Source organism: Spirulina sp. 06S082 (assembly GCF_034932145.1).
GTDB lineage: Bacteria > Cyanobacteriota > Cyanobacteriia > Cyanobacteriales > Spirulinaceae > CCY15215.
On sequence record NZ_JAYGHV010000006.1, the window covers coordinates 12,057 to 32,404 of the forward strand.

19 protein-coding genes are annotated in these 20,348 nt (G+C 43.8%); 9 read left to right on the forward strand and 10 right to left on the reverse strand.

Translation table 11 applies throughout. The annotated features are described in order from the left end of the window. Positions 1-103: 103 nt before the first annotated feature. The 7 genes from VB714_RS01310 to VB714_RS01340 form a co-directional block, all read right to left on the reverse strand. The gene (locus VB714_RS01310) at positions 104-985 is read right to left on the reverse strand and encodes an ABC transporter permease (RefSeq protein ID WP_416309574.1); all 882 of its coding nucleotides are present in this window, start codon (positions 983-985) and stop codon (positions 104-106) included. Between the two features lie 5 nt (positions 986-990). Then, positions 991-1,866 carry an ABC transporter permease gene (locus tag VB714_RS01315; RefSeq protein ID WP_323220388.1) on the reverse strand — a complete coding sequence of 292 codons (876 nt, stop codon included), beginning with the start codon at positions 1,864-1,866 and terminating at the stop codon, positions 991-993. Positions 1,867-1,890: 24 nt separating this feature from the next. Beyond that, positions 1,891-3,474, reverse strand: a complete 1,584-nt coding sequence (locus tag VB714_RS01320) for a glycosyltransferase family 39 protein (RefSeq protein ID WP_323220390.1) — start codon at positions 3,472-3,474, stop codon at positions 1,891-1,893. Between the two features lie 9 nt (positions 3,475-3,483). Beyond that, positions 3,484-3,702 carry a sulfur carrier protein ThiS gene (gene thiS / locus VB714_RS01325; protein WP_323220392.1) on the reverse strand — a complete coding sequence of 73 codons (219 nt, stop codon included), beginning with the start codon at positions 3,700-3,702 and terminating at the stop codon, positions 3,484-3,486. Next, positions 3,699-4,754: a thiamine phosphate synthase gene (locus tag VB714_RS01330; protein ID WP_323220394.1), complete on the reverse strand. Its 1,056-nt coding sequence runs from the start codon at positions 4,752-4,754 to the stop codon at positions 3,699-3,701. Before VB714_RS01330 ends, thiS begins: the two co-directional genes overlap by 4 nt. Further along, positions 4,755-5,963, reverse strand: coding sequence for a hypothetical protein (locus VB714_RS01335; protein ID WP_323220396.1), 1,209 nt, complete (start codon positions 5,961-5,963; stop codon positions 4,755-4,757). A 119-nt stretch (positions 5,964-6,082) separates the two neighbouring features. Beyond that, positions 6,083-7,444, reverse strand: a complete 1,362-nt coding sequence (locus VB714_RS01340; RefSeq protein ID WP_323220398.1) for a UDP-N-acetylmuramoyl-tripeptide--D-alanyl-D-alanine ligase — start codon at positions 7,442-7,444, stop codon at positions 6,083-6,085. A 448-nt stretch (positions 7,445-7,892) separates the two neighbouring features. On the opposite strand from VB714_RS01340, the gene VB714_RS01345 reads away from it, so the two are divergent. Together VB714_RS01345 and VB714_RS01350 are read left to right on the forward strand one after the other, a co-directional pair. Beyond that, the gene (locus VB714_RS01345; protein ID WP_323220400.1) at positions 7,893-9,182 is read left to right on the forward strand and encodes a hypothetical protein; all 1,290 of its coding nucleotides are present in this window, start codon (positions 7,893-7,895) and stop codon (positions 9,180-9,182) included. 25 nt (positions 9,183-9,207) lie between these two features. After that, the gene (locus VB714_RS01350; RefSeq protein WP_323220402.1) at positions 9,208-11,847 is read left to right on the forward strand and encodes a chloride channel protein; all 2,640 of its coding nucleotides are present in this window, start codon (positions 9,208-9,210) and stop codon (positions 11,845-11,847) included. Positions 11,848-11,930: 83 nt separating this feature from the next. Here the strand turns inward: VB714_RS01350 and VB714_RS01355 are convergent, their stop codons facing one another. Then, positions 11,931-12,059 (reverse strand): hypothetical protein, encoded by a 129-nt coding sequence (locus VB714_RS01355; RefSeq protein WP_323220404.1) that lies wholly within the window; start codon positions 12,057-12,059, stop codon positions 11,931-11,933. Positions 12,060-12,379: 320 nt separating this feature from the next. Further along, positions 12,380-13,075: a response regulator transcription factor gene (locus VB714_RS01360; RefSeq protein ID WP_323220406.1), complete on the reverse strand. Its 696-nt coding sequence runs from the start codon at positions 13,073-13,075 to the stop codon at positions 12,380-12,382. 192 nt (positions 13,076-13,267) lie between these two features. Between VB714_RS01360 and VB714_RS01365 the strand changes: the two genes are divergently transcribed. From VB714_RS01365 to VB714_RS01395, 7 genes are all read left to right on the forward strand, one after another. Further along, positions 13,268-14,593, forward strand: a complete 1,326-nt coding sequence (locus VB714_RS01365; RefSeq protein WP_323220408.1) for a serine/threonine protein kinase — start codon at positions 13,268-13,270, stop codon at positions 14,591-14,593. Positions 14,594-14,700: 107 nt separating this feature from the next. After that, the gene (locus VB714_RS01370) at positions 14,701-15,027 is read left to right on the forward strand and encodes a DUF6825 family protein (RefSeq protein ID WP_323220409.1); all 327 of its coding nucleotides are present in this window, start codon (positions 14,701-14,703) and stop codon (positions 15,025-15,027) included. A 74-nt stretch (positions 15,028-15,101) separates the two neighbouring features. Continuing rightward, the gene (locus VB714_RS01375) at positions 15,102-16,856 is read left to right on the forward strand and encodes an AarF/ABC1/UbiB kinase family protein (protein ID WP_323220411.1); all 1,755 of its coding nucleotides are present in this window, start codon (positions 15,102-15,104) and stop codon (positions 16,854-16,856) included. A 37-nt stretch (positions 16,857-16,893) separates the two neighbouring features. Beyond that, entirely contained in the window at positions 16,894-17,616 is a 723-nt protein-coding gene (locus VB714_RS01380; RefSeq protein WP_323220413.1) for a Stp1/IreP family PP2C-type Ser/Thr phosphatase, read from the forward strand. 225 nt (positions 17,617-17,841) lie between these two features. After that, entirely contained in the window at positions 17,842-18,558 is a 717-nt protein-coding gene (locus VB714_RS01385; RefSeq protein ID WP_323220415.1) for a hypothetical protein, read from the forward strand. Positions 18,559-18,901: 343 nt separating this feature from the next. Beyond that, positions 18,902-19,378, forward strand: coding sequence for a hypothetical protein (locus VB714_RS01390; RefSeq protein ID WP_323220417.1), 477 nt, complete (start codon positions 18,902-18,904; stop codon positions 19,376-19,378). A gap of 3 nt (positions 19,379-19,381) precedes the next feature. Next, the gene (locus VB714_RS01395) at positions 19,382-20,092 is read left to right on the forward strand and encodes a hypothetical protein (protein WP_323220419.1); all 711 of its coding nucleotides are present in this window, start codon (positions 19,382-19,384) and stop codon (positions 20,090-20,092) included. A gap of 8 nt (positions 20,093-20,100) precedes the next feature. Here the strand turns inward: VB714_RS01395 and VB714_RS01400 are convergent, their stop codons facing one another. Further along, on the reverse strand, positions 20,101-20,334 hold the full coding sequence (locus tag VB714_RS01400) for a hypothetical protein (protein WP_323220421.1): 234 nt from the start codon (positions 20,332-20,334) through the stop codon (positions 20,101-20,103). Between the last annotated feature and the right edge of the window lie 14 nt (positions 20,335-20,348).

Genomic DNA, 20,348 nt, shown 5'->3' on the forward strand with positions numbered 1-20,348 from the left:
AGAAGTCCAATTTGGTTTCTCAATATGACGGTTCATCTAGGGCGATCGTGCAATTATCGCATCGGTTTATTGCGAAAAAAGAAAACTTCTTGATTGGTGGATATTAACTTTCTATGTTTAAGTTTGAACGCCGTTGCAGCGCCAAAGAAGAAATTACAATACCGATGGAGAGTAAGAGCATAATGGTTGAAATAGCATTAATAGCGGGAGTTACAGATAATTTAATCATACCATACACAAAAACGGGTAATGTTGTTGAGCCAACTCCGTTTGTGAAAAAAGTAATCACAAAATCATCTAGTGATAAAGTAAAAGCTAATAATGCACCACTGAGGATACCCGGTGCAATTAACGGTAAAGTAATGCGTTGAAAAGTTTTCCATTCATTTGCACCTAAATCTGATGCAGCTTCTTCCAAAGTAGGATCGAGTTCGGCAATTTTTGCTCTAACAACCACTGCAACATAAGAGATATTAAAAGAGACATGACCGATAATAACAGTAGGTAAACCTAAAACTAAACGGATTCCTGTTATATTTTCTAACAATTGAAAAATAAAGCTAAAGAAAATGAGCAGGGAAATTCCCATTGTAATATCGGGAATAATAATGGGAAGAAACAGGAGTCCTTCTAAAATTGTACGTCCTCGAAAGCGAAATCTTTCCATTCCTAACCCGATCGCGGTTCCTAAAATTGTCGCCAAAATCGTCGAAATTCCTCCGACAATAATACTATTTCCTAGTGCAGACCAGATTTGAGTATTAGCTGGGCTTCCATTCCCCATTAAACCGGCAAAAAGGTTGAGATACCAATCGAGAGTAAAACCGCGCCAAACCGCAGTCGATCGCGATTGATTAAAAGAGTAGATAATCAGAATTAAAATAGGGGCATAGAGAAACGCAAATGCAGCAATAGAGTTTAACCATAGCATTGTTTTTCCGCCAGAACGGATTAACAAATCTATTTTTTTACTTGAGGTTGGCATGATAGTCATTTTTCTTCTGAAACTCTAAAATAGATAATAATTGGGAGTAATACGATCGCCATCATCACAATGGATAAAACAGACCCAAAAGGCCAATTTCTGGCTGCCAGAAATTGACTTTGAACCAAGTTTCCCATCATGAGTGTTTTGGCACCTCCTAAAATATCTGGTGTTACAAATTCTCCCACGGCTGGAATAAAAACCAGTAATGAACCGGCAACAATTCCGCGATAAGTTAAGGGTAAAACAATTCTGGTAAAAGTGCGCCAATCGTTTGCACCTAAATCGTGGGAAGCCTCAATCAGGGAGAAATTGAATTTTTCAATGGTTGAATATAAGGGTAAAATCATAAAGGGAAGATAGCCATAGATTAAGCCGACGGAAACAGCAAAGGAGTTAAACAGTAATTCTAAAGGTTCATTGCTAATGCCTAGGCTTTGAATAATAATATTGATGACCCCTTCACTTCTTAATAAAACAATCCACGCATAGATTCTGACGAGAAAGTTTGTCCAGAAAGGAATTATCGTTAAGAGTAAGAAAATATTGCGCCATTGAGGGGGACGAGTTGCGATGAAGAAAGCGAGAGGATAACCCACTAATAAACAGGCAAATGTGGTTAAGAAGGCAAGATAAAGGGACCGGAAAAAGACCGTCCAATAAATGGGATTAACAAGACGTTGATAATTTTCTACTGTTAATATCCAACTCACTCCTCCATAAGTTCCTCTTTCGAGAAAGCTATAAACGAGAACAATGCTTAAAGGGAAGATAAAAAAGAAGATTAGCCATAATGTTGCAGGAAAAAGGAAGACAAAAAGATTGAGTTTTTTTCGGGTATCTGTCTGAAAATATGAATAGTTTAGTTGAGTAAAGTTCATAATCAAAAAATTGAGTATTAAAATTTATGTACTTTTCCAAAGCCAGAGATGATTATCGTGATAAATCAACTTTGTTTCTAAATTGTACTCGCTTTCAAGGGTTTGGAGAAATCGATCTGAGGTATTTAAAAAATAGAGATCGCTAAACTCAGAAGGGAGATCGGGTATTATCTCCCAATCGAAGCGATCGCCACTATTATTAATTAAAAGCAAATTGAGATTAGGGTCGAGGGCATGACTCAATGCTAGGATGTTTCCTGAGTTAATACCAAAGGAGACGGTAATTAATAAAGGATTGTTACTTTGCGCGATCGCCTGCACGATTTTGGGATTATTAAAGCTGACGACTTTGTTCCATGATGTTTCTGAATTAACATAAAATAAGCAGGAAATCAAGCCTAATGTAATAATTAATAATGTTATACTTTTCTGCAAGCGAGGCTTATGAGTTGGTGTGGCGAGTAAATAGGCGATCGCAATTTGTATTCCTAAATACATGGGAACTAGATAGCGGCTGGAGGTCGATCTCTGTCCTCCTAAGATGAGGTCGGGGAGGACAAGAAACAAGGGTAAAGTTAAAGTTAGGATCAGAATAAACAGCCAAATTTGCCGAGGAGTATTGCGACAGAGGAAATAGAAAGCAGAGAAAATCAGTAATAAAAGGAAAGGTAATGTACTATAATTTAATAGAGTATTAAAACCAAACTCGTCCACGATAAAAACAAAACCATGACTGAAGTGCATTGCCCATAATTTTAGCCAGATCGAGAAAGGAAGAGGAAAAGCAGTCCAACTTGTACCTTTTGACGAATTTATAATCATAACCGTCAACCAAGGAGAAAATGCTAGTAGAGAAAAGATCAATGCAGTAATATAAAACAATACCGATCGCGTCCAGCGAAATTTTTCAATAATAATGAGATATAGTCCTTGTCCGATCGCCATAATTCCCGATAAAGGAAAGGTATAAAATCCTAGAGTTAAGGCGATCGCATAGCCTCCCCAATTTTTGAGATTTTCTTGGGGTTTTGCCTCGTTATGAGTGCAGCGAATTGCCCGTAATAATAGAACACTAACCAGTAAAGTTAAAACTGTCCAGAGGCTATATTCTCTTGCTTCTCGGGCATATATTACAAAATAGGGAGAAAGTGACACGATCGCGATCGCCATCCAGCCAATTAACTCCGATCGAAATAATTCCCAACACAACCAATATAAACAAGGAAAAATTAAGAGGCTGATGATTACAGAAAAGCAGCGAATTGCCGTAATAGAAAAGCCAAAAATATTCGCCCAAAGTCTCAGTAAACCATAATAAAGCGGTGGGTGTTCGTTCGCGTCTGTCGCCAGCACTTTTATGGTATCCCAAAAGTTTTTCTCTGGACTCGAACTTTGATATTTTTGTAAATCTTGGACGCGAATTATTTCCCCCGTAAAAACTGCCGATCGGATTTCATTTTTAGTATAACCAGCAATTCTCGATGATGTTAAGGCTTCATCATGCCAATAAACTTGGCCGTCTAAATTGTAGAAGCGGAAAAAGATGCCCAATATTAATACAATAATGAAAAACCAGTGTAATTTTGTGGGGCTTTTTACTTCTTTCATTACTACTTCTTATCCACCTCCGACAATGGTGACAATTTCGAGGCGATCGCCGGCTTGCATTTTCGTACTTTGCCAATATTGTCGATGCAGAATCTCCCCATTATACTCAACCGCAACCAAACGAGGATTGAGTCCAATTTGTTCGAGAACTTGCGGTAAAATGCTATTTTCTGGACAGTCTAAAGACTCCCCATTCACTTGTAAAATAATTGTTTGTTTTTGCTTCATTGATAATTACTAATAGTTTTAAGTTGAGCCAGAAAATATTGTGTTGTTAAAGTAGGTTGTTCCGCTTGCATAATCGCCCGGACAATAGCAACTCGTTTTATACCCCCTTCAATAACTTCACTAATATTTTGTTCGTTAATCCCGCCGATCGCGAACCAAGGAATCGGACAATTAGCCGCCACATAACGCAGATATTCAAAACCCGCCGCCGCTTTTCCAGGTTTAGTCGGAGTTTCATACACCGGACCCGCGCCAATATAGTCGGCACCCTCCGCGATCGCCTTATCCATTTCGCCTCGATTTGTGGTAGAACGACCGATAAGGCGATGAGATCCCAACAATTGTCGTGCCAGTTCAATCGGGACATCCTGCTGTCCTAAATGGACTCCATCCGCCTCCACCGCTAAGGCAATATCAACGCGATCGTTGACAATAAATAGCGCCCGATAACGATGACAGAGATCGCATAATTTTTGCGCTTGTGCCAGTCTTACCGTATCGTCAGCACTTTTATCGCGATACTGCACCAGAGTTAAACCCCCTTGCAGCGCCGCTTCCACCACCGCAAATAATTCTTGAGAAGGAGAAGTGACCAAATAAAGCAACGACTCCTCTAAAAGTTGATAGCGACTCGCGCCAAAAAGCTGACTTTCCAGAACATAAGTGCGATAACGAACCTGTTTCGCCGCCGCCGCCATTTCTGGACGTTCCAATTTTGCGTACTCCTCCAACACCCGCAATGCTTCTTGGACGCGGCATAAATTGGCTTGTAGGACTTGTTTAATATTGCTTCTAGTTTCCTCTTGGGGATGGGATAGATCGGTGCCAGGATCTCCGAGAGTATCCCGCGCCAAGCGAATATCAGTAGTGTGCCAAGTGGCAATTTCTTGGCGCATTTCCTTGCACTCTCGGGTCAGTTGGCGATCGCTTAAGCCAAAGCGACACCATTCCTCAATAATTCTTAATCCTTCTCGCGCCCTGTCTAGATTGGCATCTAAAATCCGATAGACGACCTGCATTTGCCACAAATCATCTTTGTTTTGCTCGCCCATTTAACTGATTTTTCCTTCAACTACCTTAGAAATTCGCAAACTCAATGCAATTAATGTACCAGCAAATGCCAACGCGATCGCGCCACGTATTCCGGTTGCGGGAATTCCCTTCACGGCGACGAATATACCGTCAAAAAAGCTCATGGCTGCACTAAATCCCCCGAAAAAGAAACCAACTCCCAACCCCGATCGCCTCGACGAGACCAATCCTAAAACATAAGGTACCATGCCATTGAGGATGAGACTGAAGCAAAATGCCAGTAAAACCGAGGCGATCGCCACCACGAAACCACTGGGAATAAAAGTTACCACTTCCAACATGGCGATCGCGCCACCAATTCCCACTAACATCCCCCGACTATTACCCAATTTAACCGCCAATTTTCCGGCGGGAAGTGCTGCTATAGCCATCCCCAAACTAAATCCTGTCATACCCCAGCCCGCATTCTCCGCCAAGAAACTGCCATAAACCGGTCCCAAAGTGGCAAATAAAAAGCGCAGTCCCCAAGCAATTCCCACACCGGTCCCCACAATCAAAAACACCGTCGGTAACGTAATTTTCTCCTCCGCAGAAATCTCCGCATTAGCCGGACTTTCCTCCGGTTGAGGCAGATCTGGCGGGGTGACAAAGCGTAAAAAAGCAGCCCCCCCTAATAGTGCTACAGAGCCGATTGTAAAAGCAAACGCCGGACCCAGCCCCAAAATAAAGCCATAAGCTGTAAATCTTAACGCCCCGACCAATTGCTGAATGAGAGTCAAACAACTCGCTGCGAGGGGTAATTCCAGAGGAGGGGCAGTTTTTCCCAGTAATACCACGGCGGGGCTGCGAAAAACTGCCATGGCCGAAGCCCAGGCGATCGCCACAAAAGGAAAAATGGATTTAACCAGCGTCGAGGACTTTCCGAAAATGGCGATCGCGGGAATGCCAATAAAGAAAGCCGATGCGAGGATAACTCCTCCCGCAATAAAAGGAAACCGCGTCCCCATAAACCGTTGAAAGCGATCGGACAGACCCCCAGAAATAGGTTCAATAATCGCTTCCAAAGCGTGTTCGATCGTTAAAAGAACAAGGGACAATTCCTTCGCAAAACCCAACTGTGTCAATAATTGCGGCAAATATAAAGCATAAATAACCCATGTTAGGGTAATCGCTCCTTGCACTGCCGTAATCCCGCCCACGCGCCACCATAAAACTCGATCTCGTGTCATTGCTTGCTTGCCCAAATTCTTTATGATTCCATTGTGCCTTCTCTGTTAGCTTGAATGCTTTGTGAAGCGATCGCAACAATCGGTTAGATTATCCTTAAGATCGGAAAATTAATCTAGAGTTATTCTTTCCATTCTGTTCTCAATTCTTCGATAACGCGATTTAAACCCACAGAATTTGAGGCTTTAAAAAGCAAACAATCCCCTGGTTGTACTGTTTGTTTCAACTCTGCAACAACTTCATCATGGGTTGCAAAACAAACAGTAGGAATATTTTGAGAACCGATCGCGATCGCTTCAGCTTGGCGATCGTCAGCTAAAATTAACACCCGATCTAACTGTAATTCTTGAGCCACCTCCCCCACCTGTTGATGTAACTCCGCCGATTTATGCCCCAACTCCTTCATCGTCCCCAAAACAGCAATATGACGTTGTGCGGGAGTTTCTTTTAATAAACGTAATGCTGCAACCATCGACTCAAAACCCGCATTATAAGTTTCATCCAAGATGGTAATATTTTCCCCTAATTGATAACGTTGAGCGCGACCCTTGGGCAACTCCAAAGATATACCCGATAATAAAGGCTGCCAATCTAGATTAAGCACCTTTGCCACCGCCAAAGCAGCCAAATAATTAGAGGCATTGTGACGACCTAATAAAGGCAACGGAAAAGATTTTCCTTCTACTCGTAATGTCTGAAAATCTAGCAATTCTCCCCGCAAATCTCCCTTTTCCAACCCATAAGTTATCGTTTCCCCCTGCCAAACCGTCGCCGCCGTTTGCATGAGAAGCTCATTATCCGCATTTAAAATAGCAATACTATTATCCGGCATCGTCGCCAGTAACTCGCATTTTGCCCGCGCGATCGCCTCCCTAGACCCCAATAAACCGATATGTGCCGTCCCAACATTGGTAATCACGCCAATCGTCGGAGAGGCAATTTCCGTTAATTCCGCAATTTGTCCCTCACCCCGCATTGCCATCTCAATAACCGCATAATCGTCATTCTCTGACAATTCCAATAGCGTCTTCGGTACGCCAATTTCATTGTTATAATTCTTCTGAGTTTTGAGAACTTGCCCCCGCGTTGCCAAAACTGAGGCAATCAGTTCCTTTGTTGTTGTTTTGCCCACAGATCCCGTAATACCAATAATCGGAATTTCAAAGCGATCGCGCCACCAATTGCCCAACCTTTGATAAGCCCGTAATGTATCCTTAACTTGCAACTGAGGAATAGTGTCGGGTAAATCCCTGAAGGGATCTCGAGCAATAATAAGTGCTTTTGCACCTTTATCCACTGCTGCTGCCAAAAAATGATGACCATCAAAAGTTTCTCCCTGCAATGCTAAAAATGCTTCTCCAGGTTGCAAGGTACGGGTATCCGTATTAATCCCCGTCAGTAAAACAGATGGGGACAGATTGGGGAAATCGTGGGAAAGTTCGAGAATTTCCGGCAATTGGGCAAGAGAGACAGTAAAAGACATAATGGGAAATAAAACAGCAATCTTCCCCAGAAGCTCCCTTGCGAGGAGAATAGAGGACAGATAAAGAAGTCGTCAAAGACTCTAGAGGGAGAAGTACGGAAATGTCAAGCAAATTATCCTAAAGTTCTATGAAGTTTCGGTGGATTTTACCAAAGCGCATAAAAAGCAAGCAAGTTATCATAAAACTATAAGAGTAGAGATTTGAGTCAGGAACTCACTGATTCGCTTTGCTCAGACTCCCTTGTTTGTGGCAATTCCTCTCCCGCTAACCCTATCGGGTCTAACGGGAGTCCCCTTGCCACATCTTTGATGGGAATCCATTCAGAATACTTTTTTTCAGGCCAGCTTGTGCGTGCATCTTATCTTCAAATTCCCATTACCCCCATCTATCCTTTAGTGAAATGCCAACAGCCCTAGTTTTAATTAAATAATTGGAGGGCTGAAAGCAGTGCCAACCTTGACTAGCTCCTATCTCAGACCCACCCGCCAAGAAGACCAACGTTTGTACGATCATCTCCTTTACTGCGTACAGACGGAAACTCCCGAAGAAACAATTGAGCGCTTTCGGCGCTTGTTTATCGGGGGTCGAAACTACGATCCTCTGGACGTGAGAATTGCCCTAGAAACCCTTGCCAGCGAGAAAGAAGACGAGGAAAACTTTTATTTTCTCCTCAATCGCTGCTGTCACATTCTCATTAATCGCTGGCAAACTCAACCCCAGAACCGTTGGGCAATTGTTCAATTGGTAGAAGTGTTTCGCTTTATTCCCCCCGTCGGCTCCGTGCAGGCTCGAGGTGCGCGTCGCTTGCGGCAATTGGTGCGGGACTTTCGAGAAACAGAACAGTTTTTGACCTTACAACGACTGGCGAGAGTGATCGGCAATACCATCGAAGATCGCGGCAAACTGCGTCCCTTGCACGATCGCAATGGGGAAGGCAATCTCGTGGGCACCTTGATCAATCGCTATCCTTACCTTCACGAACATTGCTTGCTCAGTCAGGATAGCAGCTACGAACACCAACAAACCGTGCGCCAAATTCGCGATCGCCTGCAACAGCAATTTGAGTTCGATCTCTCCCACTATGTCACCTATCAAGTTCGTAAAGCTGCTTATTCCCAGGGCGATCGCCTAATCCAACCCGTAAAAAACCCCACCTTATTGAGTAGCCGAGAACTCGGAGTAGCCGTGCGCCAATTTTCCGGACGCATTGAAGGCGATCGCACTCATCGAGACATGGCCAAGAATTTTCTCACCCACAGCCTGCAAGCGTCCTCCTATCGCAACTTTAAGGAAGACCTCTACGAATATCTTACCGCTTCGGTAGACCCTCAATATGGCAATCAGAAATTTAATGAAAAACTCTACGATCGCCTGAAAAATACCCTCTCCCGTTACGATCTGCAAAAGCCCAATAATAAACTTTTATTGCGAACCTCCAGTCATTTATTAAATTTTTTGGTCGTAGAAAGCCCCCAGCGTCCCGATCATTATGTTTTTGTGGATTTAATCACCAATTTAGGAGCAACGCCAACCGTCGTTTTACTCTTAAAAATTACCCTACTCTGCAATCAAGTGAAGCCCCATCTCGAAAAACGCTTTTCGATTTTATTCAATCATTACGAGTCATCCACCGAAGAGGGGGTTCCCTGGTTGGTCAAATCGATGGAAAATATGCACATTGCTTTTAGCGTTCATTTTGGCTCTGTCGATCTCTCTCATTTACAGAAAATGCTTTAGGGGAATTGATATTTGACGGTTGTGGATGAACTTGAAAATTTTGGTCACGAAAAAATTTGGGCTGTCTTTTCTCAGAAATCGCCACTTAGGAAATCAAGCGGTAAAAACCTATTACGCTCTCGCTGAAGCCTGCTTAATTGGGGCAGTTTCCGGCATTGCTGCTCTTTTACTCAAAAAAGGGGTGGGATTTGTAGGGGGATTTCGCCTCTCCCTGGTTGAAGATATGGGAATTTGGATTCTACCACTGTTTGGATTTATCCTTTGTTGGGTGGCTGGGTGGTTGGTAGAACATCTCTCTCCCGCAGCCAATGGGGGTGGAGTCTCTCAAGTTAAAGCCGCCCTCGCCAAATTCCCGATCCCCCTCACATTGCGGGTTGCGATCGTGAAAACCCTCGGCGCAATTTTAGTCTTAGGGGGAGGTTTAACCCTCGGGCGCAGGGGCGCTACAGTACATATCGGAGCAGCTTTAGCCGGGCAACTTAGTCAATGGGTGCCCACCTCCCCCCAACATCGCCGCCAAATGATCGCCGCCGGAGCCGCCGCCGGATTAGCTGCCGGATTTAATACCCCGATCGCCGGGGTTCTCTTTGTGGTGGAAGAACTGTCTCGGGATATGTCGGGGCTAACCCTAGAAACTTCGATTCTTGCTTCCTTTACCGGTTCCGTTGTCTCTCGCTTATCGGGATCGGCGGATCTCAATCTACCTCAAGCAATACTCGTTCCCCAGATCGTCAACGAATTTACCCCCCTCGATATTCCTTTCTATATCCTCTTGGGAGTTACTGCTGGGGTTTTGGGGGTTTTCTTCAATCGCGGGATGTTGTGGAGTCGCACCTTACCCCGCCGTTTAAATATCCCCATGTCTTGGCGCTTGGGGTTCATCGGTTTAATTTCTGGGACGGCAATCGCTTTCTCCCCAGATGTCTTCCGCAATAATGCCGGATTGCGGGATTTTTTAGTTACGGGAGAAGCAGATCTGCAAAAAATTGCGATCGCCTTTATGCTTCATTTTGGCTTGACCATCCTCGCTTCCGGGGCGGGGGCTCCAGGGGGACTCTTTGCCCCCTCTTTAGTTCTCGGTTCTGCCCTAGGCTCTCTGATTGGCGGTATTGGTTTGTTATTGGGGGGGGTGAGTTCCCAAACTACTTATGCTTTGGTGGGTATGGGGGCATTTTTCACCGGAGTGGCGCGGGTTCCGGTGACGGCGATCGTGATTGTCTTTGAATTAACCACGGATTTTCAATTGGTTTTACCCTTGATGATTAGTTCGGTTGTTGCTTATGGGGTAGGGGAAGCCTTACATAAAGGTTCTCTCTATCAACACCTCCTCGAAGCAAGCGGCATCAAATTGAAGGATGAGGAAGGCAATCACGATGTTCTCGAAGATTTAACCGCCGCCGATGTCTTACAGGCTCGAATGGACACTTTACCCCTCGATCTCACTGTTGAAGAAACAATTCAGGCTTTTTCCCGTTCCGAACATCACGGTTTTCCGGTGGTTGATGAAGGAAATCTGGTGGGAATGGTGACGGAAACCCAGCTTGCTAATTTGGGGGGCATCTCTCGCAAATCTCCCCTCCGTCAAATTATGACCCACAATCCGATCGCGGTTCATCCCGAAGCGACTTTAAGTGATGTACTTTATTTGATGGATCGCTATCAGATTTCCCATTTGCCGGTTACGGAGGGGCGAAGATTGGTGGGGATTATTACTCGTAGCGATCTCATTCATGCCACCGCCGATCGCTTGCGGGTGAATCAATCTCAGGGCGATCGCGAACCCGATCCCTCTTACTCGATCTATCACGTTCGCGCTCCAGTCACGGGGAAAGGGCGTATTTTACTGCCTCTCTCTAATCCCCATACAGCAGCAACAATGCTGGAAATCGGACTGGCGATCGCTAAGATGAGAAATTGCGAGTTGGAATGTTTGCACGTCATTTTGATCCCCCTCCACAATCTTCCCGCTCAAACGGCGGTGGATGAGTCGGAAAGTCACAAATTGTTGGCAATGGCGCAGGATAAGGCGCAGGAATGGGGTGTTTCTTTACACCTGCAAATTCGGGTTGCTCACAATACTGCGCGGGCTGTTTTGGATGTTGTGCGGGAACGTCATATCGATCTACTGCTCATGGGCTGGAAGGGATTTACCACTACCCCCGATAAGATTTTTGGGGATGCGATCGATACATTAATTCATCAGGCTTACTGTGAGGTTGTTTTGGTGAAATTAGGGCAACACAAATATTCCTATCCTTTAGCTCCCACAGAGTCCAGCACTTGGCTAATTCCCACGGCGGGGGGTCCAAATATGCAGCGAGGGATGGAACTGTTACCCGCTTTTGCTTTGTTAACTCCTTCTCCTCATTTATTATTATGTCAGATTCATACTCCCGATGGTAAAAAAATCGATACGAGGATGTTGGAGGAAACTGCCGATCGCCTCAGAAAACAAATGGAAACTGTTGTACAAACGGTTTCTTGGCGCTCTGATAACCCAGTCGATGCGATCGTGCAATTGTCAGAGGTGAAGCTATGCGACCTCACTATTATTGGCGCAAGTCAGGAAGGTTTAATGCAACAGGCTATGCACGGCAATATCCCGGAAGCGATCGCTTCCGGGATAAAAGGAACGGTAATTTTAGTCCGAGGTGCTTTAAATTAGGGTTGAGAGAACAGAATCGATGAAATAGTTTAAAGGAAATAGGTTAAAGGCAATAAGTTAGGGAAACATATCTAGCAACTCTGTTAAGGGATGAAATAAACCTGGGTCATCATCACGATCACGCCTAAGCTCATCATCACTAAAGCTGTTGCTAAACCAACAGACTGACCGATTTGCCCAACTTGATTTTGGGGCGGAAATTTTATAGTCATTATGCTGTTTTTTTAAAAAAGTTTTTTTTGTATATCTTTAATAATATCAAGAAAATGTAAAGAATAACCATCAATCAACAAATTTCTTTATCTAACTTTACTGATTTTAATCTTAATATTTTCTTTATTATTTTGGAATTGCCTTTATAGCAAGGTTTTTACCGGATCGAAAGAGGTTTGCAAATCAATATGTTTAAGTTTTCTGTCAGGATTGGCGATCGCCCTCTCTCTCAATTTGTCAGGGTTTAGCTATATTCTGCGATTGAGGCGCATTCCTCGACCCCTCATAATTTTCTGAGGTAATAATCTCTCGAAAAAAGTTATTTTGTCAAACCATGTTCGAGGGCATAGCGAACTAATTCCGTGCGACTATTCGTGCCTGTTTTGCTGAAAAGTCGGCTGACGTACTTTTCGACATTGCGAACGCTAGTTTCGAGTTGGCTGGCAATTTCTTTGTTCATTAAACCTCGAGCAACGAGATCGAGAACGCTTTGTTCGCGAGGGGTCAGTTCAATTTTAATGGGGGAAGCAATGGGAATAATACCGGGTTTTTGGTTGAGCATTCCCTTGATCGCGGCCAGTTCTTTGACAATTTCATCGAGTTTTGAACCCTCCTCATTCGCCTCACTACTCGCGTTGCGTCGTTGGAGAAGATTGCGAACGATCGCCATGAGTTCGTCAGGTTCAAAGGGTTTGGGAAGGTAGGCATCAACGCCAGCTTTATAGCCTTGAATGCGATCGGTAGTCATACCTCGAGCCGTGAGAAAGACCACGGGAAGAGTTTTAAAACGCACGTCATCTCGCAATTGTTGCAAAAATTGGTAGCCGTCCACTTGAGGCATCATAATGTCAGAAATGACGAGATCCGGGGCATCTATTTCGAGAATTTTCCATGCTTCCTCCGCACTAGGAACCGCAGTGACGGTAAATTCCTCATCATCTTCAAGATAGGCCTGCACGGCGGCTCTTAATCCCGGTTCATCGTCAACGAGCAAGAGTTTCGGTTTATCTGACATTTCAATTTCCATCACAATTATCCTTGCCTTGGCCTTTCCAATTGTAACCCACCCCAGAATCAGGAAAAACGATGGGGCGCGATCGCGCAAAAATAGTCAAAAAATTCAACGGATAGCCGGCATTTTTGTCGAAAGACGATCTAAACTAACTCTTAAGGCGTAACGCGATCTCCCGTCTCGTACATCAAACCCATGACAACTGCCACTGCAACTGAGAACGACTTTAAATACAGTCTTGAAGATTCCATCGGTCAGGGAATTTTCAGTACCACCTATCCCGCAACGGAAGTTAACTCCAATAAACCCGTCATCATCAAAACGTTGGCGGCCAGTCTTCACGATCATCCCCATTTCGATCGCTTCTGCGGGCATTTTCTCGACCTCAGCCAACATCTCGCCCGAGTTTCTCATCCTCACCTCCCTGGAATTTGGGAAAGTTTTGCCGAAGAAGGCGTTCCCTATGTAGTCTGCGATCGCATTCTCGGGCAGAATCTCGCGGATAAAATTGCTTCAGAAGGTGCCGTATCCGAATCCCGCGCCAAAAGGTGGATCGAGCAAATTGCTGCAGCCGTCTCTACCCTTCACGCTGCCAACTTGCAACATCTCGATATCCAACCGCGCAATATTATCTATCGTCCCCAAACCGATGACGTGGTTTTGGTGGACTTAGGCATGGCCTGCAACCTCACCCCAGAAATTCGTCAAACCCACGCCAACCTTATCGCCCCAGGCTATGCCGCGATCGAACAGTACGATCCCAAGGGGAAAACTTCCACCGCCACGGATATTTACGCCCTCAGCGCCGTCTTTTACTTCTTATTAGCGGGAAATCCTTTACCACCAGTCCCCCTACTCGAACATATTCCACCGGAAAAGTGGCAAAAATTTCCCGAAAGCATCAGTCTGGAAATTAAGCAGGCGATTTTACAAGGCTTGGCGACTCCGAATAAACGCCCGCAAACCTTAGAAGCCTGGTTAGCACTGTGGCATCCCGCCCCTATTCCTGAACCGGCTGAGGCGATCGTGCCGAAATCTCCTCCCGCAGAAACTCAACCACAAACCAAGTCGAAACTTCCCGCAGAAACCCCTCCCGAAAAGCGTTCCCCTGTTGAACTGCCTTCTGTCCCGGCAACTCCACAAAACAGTTCTCCTGCAATCTTAGAAGAACTAGAACCTTCTGGGAATTCTACCCCTCAGCAGAAACCAGAGAAACGCGAAAAAACCGATCGCAAGACCTCCGTTGTTGCCGGAAAAACGCCGCGCAAGGGCAAAAAACCGTCGAAAAAGCCCCCAAAAGCAGCAAAATCAACAAAAGCCAAACCTGGGGCAAAATTAAGGTTTCCCGTAGGGGCATTATTGATGACTAGCGCGATCGCCGCTTCTGCGGGGGCGGGTTTTGGTTTATCCTTGCGGCTCAACCGTCCCACAGAAGCGGGTTCTACCTTCTGGCACAACGAACAGTCCTTTCCCCCTCGCGATGATTTTCCCAGTGAGGGATTGGGGAATGAGGAGGGATGAATGGAGGCTGAAAATGGGGAGGCGATCGGCGTATTTTCTCCTCATTAAGAATTGATGCTCGAAAAGTAAGTTATAATTCTGTTACAAAACGTCAAGAAAATCCCTTCATGAGCAACCCTGTTACCCGTGCCTTTTTTATTGGTAAAGCCTTTGCCGAAATCTTGGGCGAGAAAGTTGAGGACACTTTGACCAATGCCCTGAGCGAATTTGGTAAATTTGATGCCGAACAACGCGAGAAATTCCGACAAGTTGCGGAAGAGACCATGGCCAGAGCCGATCGCGAAATGGCTCAAACTAATAGGGGCGGAGGAGATGGGGGAAAAACTAGCAATGGCGCAAGTTCTGGAGACCTGCAAGAAACGATCGACGATCTGCGAGCAGAAATTGCCAGCTTGCGATCGGCACTCAATGCCCATCGGAATTCACCGACTTAAGGCGCACTTAAAACGTAATGCCAGTTCATCTGGTCTTTTTTTTAGTTTTTTATATTCTTCTTTTAACTTAAAAAGTGTCTGCCCTATCCCCTAACTCAACCACAACCCCCTATCCTCCTCTCATTGATTCTAGCGATCGCCTTTCTCGTCCAGAACGAGGAAAGGGTCAGTACCGTTGGAATCGCGAAAATTACTCTCGTTTTCGTCGCCGTACTGATATCTGGCGAGTGGTTCTTACTTTCTTGACGGAATTATGGTGGGATAGCAAAAAATGGTCTTATCCAGGGGGTTACAGCGAAGAAAAACGGCAACAGCGTCGCAAAAAACAAGCGGTTTGGTTGCGGGAAAGTTGTTTGGAATTGGGACCGACATTTATTAAAGTCGGTCAACTTTTCTCGACCCGAGGGGATTTGTTTCCGACGGAATATGTTGCCGAATTGACCAAACTCCAAGACCAAGTTCCTGCCTTTTCCTACGAAAAAGTCGCAGCCATTATTAAAGAAGATACGGGAAAATCGGTGCATGAACTCTTCCGCAGTTTTGAACCGACTCCCCTCGCCGCCGCCAGTTTGGGACAAGTCCACAAGGCGCAGTTGCATAGCGGTGAAGAAATTGTGGTCAAGGTACAGCGACCGGGTTTAAAACAGCTTTTTACCATCGATCTAGCGATTCTCAAGCGCATTTCCCAATATTTCCAAAATCATCCCAAATGGGGCAAGGGACGGGACTGGATGGGGGTTTATGAGGAGTGCTGTCGCATTCTCTGGGAGGAAACAGACTATCTCAATGAGGGGCGCAATGCGGACTTATTTCGACGCAATTTTCGCCATTTAGAATGGGTGAATGTGCCTCGAGTTTACTGGCGCTATGCCTCTCCTCGGGTTTTAACTCTGGAATATCTCCCTGGTATTAAAATTAGCCATTATGAGGCGATCGAGGCAGCAGGACTCGATCGCAAGCTCTTGGCTCGTTTGGGGGCGGAGGCCTATTTGCGACAATTATTGAATGATGGCTTTTTCCATGCAGATCCCCATCCCGGCAATATCGCCGTTGCCACGGATGGGGCGCTCATCTTTTATGATTTTGGTATGATGGGGCGGATCAAAGCCAATGTGCGGGAAGGCTTGATGGAGACTCTTTTTGGCATTGCTGAAAAAAATGCCGATCGCGTGATTGCCTCTTTAATTGAATTAGATGCCCTGACTCCAACCGGAGATTTATCTCCCGTGCGGCGATCGATTCAGTATATGCTGGATAACTTTATGGATAAGCCTTTTGAGGATCAATCCATTAATGAAATTGGCGAGGACCTCTACGAAATTGCTTACGATCAGCCCTTTCGCTTCCCCGCCACATTTACCTTTGTCATGCGGGCATTCTCAACCTTGGAGGGAGTCGGTAAGGGTTTAGATCCCGAATTTAACTTTATGGAAGTCGCCAAACCTTTTGCATTAGATATTATGACGAACACCAACGGCAATAACGGCAGTAGTTTACTCGATAAATTGGGACAACAAGCCGCCCAAGTCAGCAGCACGGCACTAGGACTGCCCCGACGCATTGAAGATACGATCGAAAAACTAGAGCGGGGAGATATTCGCGTGCGGGTGCGATCGACGGAATCCGATCGCTTGTTACGAAAATTAAGCGCGGTTCAGCTTTTGACCAACTATACTTTATTAGTTGGTGCATTTACGCTATCTGCTACTATTCTTTTAGTAAACGATAAAATTATTTTGGCGATCGTTGTTGCCGGACTTGCCGCTATCATTAGTATTTTTCTGTTACGACTAATGCGACGACTCGACCGTTACGATCGCCAGCCATAAAAAAACCTCACTAATTTTGTTTGAGACTCAAAGCAATATGAAACGTCGCTTCACGGGGCTAACCGATACTGGAGTTCTTCGATCTGTCAATCAGGATGATTTTTATATCGATCCTCAAGGGCGCTTTTTCATCGTCGCCGATGGAATGGGGGGGCACGCTGGAGGTCAAGAAGCCAGCCACATTGCCACGCAATCCATTCAGGCCTATTTGAACGATCGCTGGGACGATAAAATTGACTCGGAGGCTTTATTAGAAGAAGCGATTGAGTCAGCCAATCAAGAGATTTTGGACGATCAGGAGGAACATCCCGAGCGATCGGATATGGGGACAACGATTGTCATTGTTCTCTTTCGCCGCGATCGCGCTTGGTCTGCTCACATTGGTGATTCTCGCTTATACCGCTTGCGAGGGACAGAACTCGAGCAAGTCACAGAAGACCAAACTTGGGTTGCACGGGCGATGAAAATGGGAGATTTGACCCCAGAAGAAGCGCGCATTCATCCTTGGCGGCACGTTTTATCGCAATGTCTCGGGCGTAAAGATATCCAGCATATTGAAATTCAAAAAGTAGAGATTGAGAAAGGCGATCGCTTATTGTTGTGTAGCGATGGGTTAACGGAAGAAGTTCCAGACCCTTCAATTCAATCTTTTTTGATGGGGAGTGAAAACTGCGAGGAAGCAGCGAAAGGATTGGTTGAACAAGCGAAGGAAAATGGAGGCTCGGATAATATTACTGTCGTGATTGTGATTGAAGGTTAAGTAATTTTAAGAAATTTGAGGGCGATCGGTAAATTGGGGGAGGCGATCGCGTTTCCCTTGGTTTGGACTCACTCTTTTAAGCGAATATTTTTCTCTGGTCAAAAAATATTCATAGTTTGTTTGGGTTAAGGGGTGAGAGCATGAGAGGCAGATTTTAATATTGGTGAGAAAATAACAGTGATTAATCTAGGTGTTTATGTTGCTATTGCAATACAAAATTGAGTGATGAAGATTGTTAAACCAGATATGGTGTGTGCTAACTTTGCTCTGAAAATCAAGAAATGGCTTAATGCCGTAAAACAGCTTCGGAGTGACGATTTAGCTTTGGCGTTACCGATTACTCGCTTGACGAGTATCAAAAGTTTATGTCTGGATAAAAATGCAGCGCGATCGTTTGCGCTCCATATTTCCCAGCGCGTGCTAAAACAAATGCAAGATTCTAATGTGCCGGAAAATCCCAACTCCCGAGAATGGCAAGCACATCGAACTTTTGCCTGTGAGGTCGTGGGGGCGATCGCACAGGAAGAAAATCTGGAGGTTTTGCAACAGTATTTGGGAAAAATCGCTCGATATAAAGAGCAAAACAAAAATTTGCGTGGCGTTCACTGGACGACGGTTCATTTTGTGCGAAGTGGATATTTAGTCAAGTTAGAATATGCTTTGCGCTGCTGTACGGAAAGCGATCGCGAGATATGGGGCTATAAACTCGCACGAGAATACGTCGAACGCTATTCTCCAGTCTACGGCACGGGATTGATTCCCGACTCCATTCCTTTTCTGTTGGATATTGCGGAATTTTGGTGTCGGTATTATTTCGATCTGTCCCTCTCTGAAAAATTCTCTAAAGTGATGGCACAGATCGAGGGAATTTCCTTGCATGAATGTTTAACAAGGAAACAGGTATCGAGTAAATCAAGCAGCGAACTCTTAGGATTACGGTAAGTATTGTTTAGAGTTATATTGACAGGCGATCGCGCTTCTGGCTTTTTTGCTTTGAGAGATGTGATCGCTTCTCTCCACTCTTGCAAATGCTTAAAAAAGTTATTTGGCGATCGCGTTTCTGGCTTTTTGGATTTGAGAGACGCGATCATACTTCTAATTTTGCTACTTCCCAGAAAAACTATTGCTATCTCCGTTTTTATCATATATGATTTTCTATATATTGTATTTTTCTATCCAACAAAAGAATCTCCTTTTTTTGTGATTTTTTTATATCTCAATCAGAAGAAATTTACTGAATGGAGAGATACATAGTCAAAACTAAAAATGGTGCTTAAAAACTCGTATGAGTGATAATCCTCAAAATCAATATACAATCAAACAACTAAAGCAGAGGTTTAAAACTTTTAAGGATGCCAAAATTGCTTTTAACCTCAAAGCTAGAGGCTGGTCAGCATTAGTAGATAAACTAAATTCTCCTAATCATGAACAACTTAAAAATCAAATTGCTAAATTACGAAAAGAAAATGAGAAGCTACAACAAAAAAATGAGGAACTTAAAAAATCTATATCTAAAACTCATGAATTTGATGAAGTTGGCTTCTGGTTATTAGATAGGAATTTTGATCGTTCTAAATTTTCTGATTTTGAAGTTCCAGAAGAAGCAACAAAACTTGAATCAGTAGCAAAAAATTTTTATAAGCAATTAGCCCAAAGATATCATCCTGATAAAGGAGGTACTGAAATGCAAATGTCTAATGTAAATCGTCTTTACGATCAAATGATGGTATTAGTCGAAATGAATGAAGGATTAGGAAAGTAAGTTATGAAAAAAATTAAATTGGATAAAAAAGGTGAAATTGTTTTACAAACAACACTTACGCAAGGACAAGTTTCTAAATTTAACAAGCTAATTCAACGACTAATTGTTGAAGATGGTGCAGCCTATATACCAATTAATGAATTGCATGGTGTTTTGTTAACTAATAGTAGAGACAGAGCAAAAACTATTGTTAATAATCATCAAGATATTGTCAAAAATTTTCTTGTGCGGGATCGGATAAGATTTCAAAAATATAATGTTTCAGCAGCAATCAAACCAGTTGGACTTTATCTTCTTTTAGAGACTTTAGCACAAACCAATCCTAAAAGAGCTAATGACTATCGAGCTAGTTTAGCATTATTAAGCTACATCATTGCTAGTTATCCTCAATTATCCTTTTCCTCACAACAAAAAGCAAAATATAAAAATGCAGAAAAGAGTTCGGTTGTTGGAAGATTAAAGAGAAATCATCAAAAATGCCAACTATCTGGACAATATTTTACCGATGAGGACGAAAAACACGTTCATCATATTGAAGGGGCATCTGAAGATCCAGCTTTAGCTACAGATGAAAACAATTTAATTGTTATTAAGGGAATTATTCATGAACACTACCATACCTGGCTAATACGCTCTCAAAAATCTATAACTAGAAATACATTAAGAATGTATGCAAAACAAAATGGATACTCCTTGAAAACTCTTGAAGCATAATGATATTTTTAGCGAATTTGACGAGCATATTTTTGGCTATCTTTAATATCGGAACGAGAACCAATTAATCCTGCATTTTGCCAATATTTTACCAGTTCTGCTCCTGTTTTTGGAGGATTTGTTAAAACTTGTCTAGCCGAGAGAAGATGCAAAATATATTCAGATAAAGATAAATCTATCTTTTCAGCTTCAAGAGATAATTCTTGTTCTAATTCTTGAGATAATTCTAGAGTAATGGTCATGATAGTAAATCGTT

What these genes read in the sequence shown, in the direction of transcription:
- VB714_RS01330 (WP_323220394.1), bottom strand. Translation starts at nt 4,754, where the DNA reads ATGGGCGAGCAAAACAAAGATGATTTGTGGCAAATGCAGGTCGTCTAT.
- VB714_RS01400 (WP_323220421.1), bottom strand. Translation starts at nt 20,334, where the DNA reads ATGACCATTACTCTAGAATTATCTCAAGAATTAGAACAAGAATTATCT.
- thiS (WP_323220392.1), bottom strand. Translation starts at nt 3,702, where the DNA reads ATGAAGCAAAAACAAACAATTATTTTACAAGTGAATGGGGAGTCTTTA.
- VB714_RS01335 (WP_323220396.1), bottom strand. Translation starts at nt 5,963, where the DNA reads ATGACACGAGATCGAGTTTTATGGTGGCGCGTGGGCGGGATTACGGCA.
- VB714_RS01355 (WP_323220404.1), bottom strand. Translation starts at nt 12,059, where the DNA reads ATGACTATAAAATTTCCGCCCCAAAATCAAGTTGGGCAAATCGGTCAG.
- VB714_RS01360 (WP_323220406.1), bottom strand. Translation starts at nt 13,075, where the DNA reads ATGTCAGATAAACCGAAACTCTTGCTCGTTGACGATGAACCGGGATTA.
- VB714_RS01365 (WP_323220408.1), top strand. Translation starts at nt 13,268, where the DNA reads ATGACAACTGCCACTGCAACTGAGAACGACTTTAAATACAGTCTTGAA.
- VB714_RS01350 (WP_323220402.1), top strand. Translation starts at nt 9,208, where the DNA reads ATGAACTTGAAAATTTTGGTCACGAAAAAATTTGGGCTGTCTTTTCTC.
- VB714_RS01385 (WP_323220415.1), top strand. Translation starts at nt 17,842, where the DNA reads ATGAAGATTGTTAAACCAGATATGGTGTGTGCTAACTTTGCTCTGAAA.
- VB714_RS01390 (WP_323220417.1), top strand. Translation starts at nt 18,902, where the DNA reads ATGAGTGATAATCCTCAAAATCAATATACAATCAAACAACTAAAGCAG.
- VB714_RS01310 (WP_416309574.1), bottom strand. Translation starts at nt 985, where the DNA reads ATGCCAACCTCAAGTAAAAAAATAGATTTGTTAATCCGTTCTGGCGGA.
- VB714_RS01370 (WP_323220409.1), top strand. Translation starts at nt 14,701, where the DNA reads ATGAGCAACCCTGTTACCCGTGCCTTTTTTATTGGTAAAGCCTTTGCC.
- VB714_RS01315 (WP_323220388.1), bottom strand. Translation starts at nt 1,866, where the DNA reads ATGAACTTTACTCAACTAAACTATTCATATTTTCAGACAGATACCCGA.
- VB714_RS01380 (WP_323220413.1), top strand. Translation starts at nt 16,894, where the DNA reads ATGAAACGTCGCTTCACGGGGCTAACCGATACTGGAGTTCTTCGATCT.
- VB714_RS01320 (WP_323220390.1), bottom strand. Translation starts at nt 3,474, where the DNA reads ATGAAAGAAGTAAAAAGCCCCACAAAATTACACTGGTTTTTCATTATT.
- VB714_RS01395 (WP_323220419.1), top strand. Translation starts at nt 19,382, where the DNA reads ATGAAAAAAATTAAATTGGATAAAAAAGGTGAAATTGTTTTACAAACA.
- VB714_RS01340 (WP_323220398.1), bottom strand. Translation starts at nt 7,444, where the DNA reads ATGTCTTTTACTGTCTCTCTTGCCCAATTGCCGGAAATTCTCGAACTT.